Raw genomic sequence first — 3,885 nt, forward strand, 5'->3', positions numbered from 1 at the left:
CGCGGTTTGTGCCGGGGCGCGTTGCCGATCAAGCAGCGCATCACCGCTGCGTTGGGTGTTGGCCAGTGGGCGGCCGAGTTCGCTGTCCACCAGCAACGGCGGCTGATTCGGCGGCGTGCTGGTGTTGCTGCACGCGCTCAATGCCATCAGCAGCATCGGCAACGCCATGCGCGCCGGTTTGGATCCTGACCCCTTCATGAAGCTTCCTTAGCGCCCAGCGCCTGATCCATGCGAACGGTGCCTGACAATGTGCCGGCAGTGACTTCGGTCGAAGCGTTGTCGGCGCGTTGCAAACGGGCCTCGACCAATTGCAGAGAAAGTTGTGCCGGAGTGCTCAACAGCCAGTCGAGCACCGCGTCGGCCGGTGCCGCGTCAAACGTCAGTTGCCACGCGCCGGCCTCTCCGGCCTGCAATTGAAAGTGTCCGGCCAGGCCGCTGGCCTGCAGCGTCTGCTCAAGAGACTGCGCAAGACTTTGCCCGTCCGGGCGCACGCTGACTTCGCGCAACAGCACTTCAAGGGCTTCGGTCTGCGCACGCAACTTCGGCGTTTCGCTTTGCCAGTAAGTGATTTTTTTCAGCGGCGGCTGAATCAGTGCGACCCACACCAACAGCGACAACAGCACCGCCGCCATGCCGCTGACCATGCGCTTTTCGCGCAGGGCCAACGCTTGCCAGCGCGCCTGAAACTGCGCGCTGAAACGCTGCCAACGGGCGCGATAGACAAACAGCATCGCCTTATTCATCTTCTGCTCCGCTGTCGTCAGCGCTGTCGTCGGGAGTGGTGACTTCATCGCTCGGGCGCAGCAGCCAGCCTCATCGTCAGCCGTCGCACTGATCCCGATCTGGGCCAATGCGGCTTGCCAATCCTTGTCCTTGTCATTGGCGCTGCGCCGGACGTCGGCCAGCAAACTCAACTGCAACGTGCCGTCGACAAACGTCAGGCGCTCGACCGTGCCGGCCATGAACGGCATGCCACTGCCGGCCTGCAACACCAGCCGATTGAACGGCTGCGCCGGGTCCTCCGCCGCGCCCTTCTGCCGCGCCGCCAATTGCTGACGGGCCTGCTGCAGCGGATTGAGGATCACCGGCAACTCGGGAAAGGCCTGCTTCACCCGCTGCGCCATCTGCGCCTTGAGCTGCTGGCCCTGACTGGCCTCACGGGCGGCATACAGGTTCAGGCCGATGACCCACACCGCCACCGCCAAGGCGCACAGCCCCAGCGCCCGGCCCCCAACCGCGATGCTCGCTGCGCTGCTGTTGCACCGCGCCGTGCAGGCCCCAACCGGGCAACGGCCCGGTCCAGCGCTGCGCCTCGGCCATCGGCAATTCTGCATCCGGCGGTGGCGTCGAACCGATCCAGTGCAACGGCGTGCCGCAGCTCAGCAGCCAGTCACCAATCTCGTCGTCGAACAGCGGCTGCACCCGCGCCACCTGCACGCTTTCGCGCAGCAACAAATGGCCGTCCTGCCGACAGGCCACCGTGCCCGGCAGCACCGGCAAGCTGTACGCCGCCGGGTACAAGCCGCGCAGATTCAGTCCGGCCTGCTTCAGCAGTTGCCCCAGATGCTGCAAGCGTTGACGCGGCGCCCAGGCGATCTGCACCTGCCCCGCTTCATCCCGCGAACTGTGAGCGATGTGCATGTCATTGCAGTCACCGAGCATTAGGGCCTGCGCCGCGCATTGCACCGCCGCTGCGGTCTTGTTCGCCGGCAACGGTGGAAGGTCGATGCTCGCCAGCAAACTATCCGCCGGGTGCAGAAAAACGCTGAGCCCTGGCTGCTTCGGTAACTGCCCCAGTTGCGCAACGGTCAGGCGCTGCTCCCGACTGACCTGGCCCTGACGGTCCAGCCATGCACAGTCCAATTCACTGTCGAGGCCCAATTGCGCCAGTGGCGGCAAACCCACACGCAACTGACTCATACGCCCACCCGCGACCAGATCACTTGCGGCAAACGATCCTCGCTGCGGTGCAACAACGCATCGAGACTGACCCGCCGTTGATCCCGCCGCGCCTCGCCACGCAGACGAAACCAGTCACTGGTGATGCCGACCTTGACGCTGGTCAGTTCCAGATTGGGCATGCGCAAGCGGTTGACGAAATCGCCACGGTTGATGAACCAGCGCCCGGCGTCACGCTCATTGATCAGGGCCTGCGCCCGCTCCAGCGACAACCCCGGCACATACGCGGCCAGCACCGGCGCGGTGGCGGTATTGCCATTGAGCCAGGTGGTTGCCGGAATAACCGTCAGGTACGGCGCCAGTTTGCCGATGACCGCCTCATTCACGCCCTCGACGCTGCGCAGATCATCGACACTTCGCAGCATCGGCAACTTCGGATGCTGTGGCTTGCGCGACGCATTCGGCGACGTGGCGCGGCCACTGTCAAAGGCGTTTTTGCTCGTAGTGTTCTCGGCTATTTGCGGGTTCAACAGATACGGATAAGAGCCGATCACCCGCTGACTGATGCGCTGACTCAACCCGGCGCTGATGCCGATCAACGCGCACAGCCGCTGAAACGCCTGCACCTGCGCCTCATCGACACGCTCGTTGGCCACCAGATTGCGCAGGTTGAACTTGCCCTGCTCATCCTCCAGCCGCCCCTCGAAACCGTGCGCATTCAAACGCTGCGCCCACGGCTGATCGAGCCGGGTCAGCGGATCACGCTGCCGCGCATCCCAAAGCAATTGCCGGCTGATCTCCAGCCCGCCGTGCAACAACCAGCGCCCCTGAACCCGCTGCTGATCCGCCTCCAGTGCGCGGGTCGAAACGCTCTGCCGGGTCAACATCCCCGCCGCAATCACCGCGACCACCGCCGCAATCAACAACGCACTGATGATTGCCATCCCCTGCTGGTTCGATTGGCTGTTCATCGCCGGCCTTACAGCTGCCAGGAACCGATGTCGGCATTCACGCCGTCGCCGTCAGGCTGACCGTCGGCACCGAGGGAAAAGATATCGATCTCGCCGTTGGCGCCGGGGTTGAGGTACTGATAAGGACGGCCCCACGGGTCATTTGGCAAACGCTCCAGGTACGAACGCCAATTGCTGTTCTTCGCATCCGCCGGCCGCTCCACCAGCACTTTCAAACCCTGAGTCATGCTCGGGTAAGTGCCGTGATCGAGGCGATACAACTTCAGCGCCTGCATCAAACCGCCAATGTCCTGCTTCGCCGCCGTGGCCCGCGCCTGATCCGGCCGATCCAGCACCTTGGGCACCACCATCGCCGCCAGAATCCCGAGAATCACCACCACCACCATGATCTCGATCAGGGTAAAACCCTGCTGCCCACGGGGCATCCGGCTCGGTCGGCTGGGCTGTTTGAACTGCGCGATATCCATCTCGACATTCCCTTGGCTTGATTCGATTCGACGCGCAGTGTTGCAAGAAGATATGTCAGGGATGTTGAAAATCCTCGGGAGTTTTCGTCGTCAAGCCGTCAAGGACGGGGGTTAGGGTCGAAGGCTGTGTTTTGGTTTTGGGCCTTATATGCGCGCGTGTTCCCGAGAAGCGGGTTTCACCCTGATTGAAGTGCTGGTGGCGCTGGCGATCATTGCCGTGGCGATGTCAGCGGCCGTGCGCGTGGCAGGGTTGATGACCCAAAGCAGTGGAGTTCTGCGGGATCGCTCAATTGCAATGATCGCAGCGCAAACCCGCATGGCGGAACTGCAACTGGAAGGTCGATTGCCGACCGGTGTGAAAGCCGCTGATTGTGATCAGGGACGGTTGTTGTTGCGGTGTGAGCAAGTAATCGCAGCGGCTGAAAACGGCCGACTACTCAAAATCGCCATCCAAGTCTTCGACCGCAACCAAGACGCCCCGCCCCTGGCCCGCCTGGAAACCCTACTGAATCGCCCCCTGTAGGAGCTGCCGAAGGTGCGATCTTTTG

6 protein-coding genes and 1 pseudogene are annotated in these 3,885 nt (G+C 63.1%); 1 reads left to right on the top strand and 6 read right to left on the bottom strand.

All coding sequences use genetic code 11. From position 1 onward, the window contains the following. The 6 genes and pseudogenes from HT737_RS03640 to gspG form a co-directional block, all read right to left on the bottom strand. The coding region (locus tag HT737_RS03640; protein WP_182401472.1) for a hypothetical protein at positions 1-198 on the bottom strand (198 nt) is incomplete at its 3' end. Then, the gene (gene gspM / locus HT737_RS03645) at positions 195-743 is read right to left on the bottom strand and encodes a type II secretion system protein GspM (RefSeq protein WP_182401473.1); all 549 of its coding nucleotides are present in this window, start codon (positions 741-743) and stop codon (positions 195-197) included. The genes gspM and HT737_RS03640, both read right to left, overlap by 4 nt. Positions 744-875: 132 nt before the next feature. Then, positions 876-1,199, bottom strand: a pseudogene (gene gspL / locus HT737_RS32560) (type II secretion system protein GspL); the annotation flags it as partial. Continuing rightward, on the bottom strand, positions 1,156-1,920 hold the full coding sequence (gene gspL / locus HT737_RS32565) for a type II secretion system protein GspL (protein ID WP_374011131.1): 765 nt from the start codon (positions 1,918-1,920) through the stop codon (positions 1,156-1,158). The pseudogene gspL (HT737_RS32560) and the gene gspL (HT737_RS32565), both read right to left, overlap by 44 nt. Next, positions 1,917-2,870 (bottom strand): type II secretion system minor pseudopilin GspK, encoded by a 954-nt coding sequence (gene gspK / locus HT737_RS03655; protein ID WP_182401475.1) that lies wholly within the window; start codon positions 2,868-2,870, stop codon positions 1,917-1,919. Before gspK ends, gspL (HT737_RS32565) begins: the two co-directional genes overlap by 4 nt. Before the next feature lie 8 nt (positions 2,871-2,878). Next, the gene (gene gspG, locus HT737_RS03660) at positions 2,879-3,337 is read right to left on the bottom strand and encodes a type II secretion system major pseudopilin GspG (protein ID WP_047293950.1); all 459 of its coding nucleotides are present in this window, start codon (positions 3,335-3,337) and stop codon (positions 2,879-2,881) included. A gap of 148 nt (positions 3,338-3,485) precedes the next feature. On the opposite strand from gspG, the gene gspI reads away from it, so the two are divergent. Beyond that, entirely contained in the window at positions 3,486-3,860 is a 375-nt protein-coding gene (gspI, locus tag HT737_RS03665) for a type II secretion system minor pseudopilin GspI (RefSeq protein WP_182401477.1), read from the top strand. Positions 3,861-3,885 lie beyond the last annotated feature (25 nt).

The sequence above is a fragment of the Pseudomonas sp. MD195_PC81_125 genome (assembly GCF_014060985.1).
In the GTDB taxonomy this organism is placed as follows: Bacteria; Pseudomonadota; Gammaproteobacteria; order Pseudomonadales; family Pseudomonadaceae; genus Aquipseudomonas; species Aquipseudomonas parakoreensis.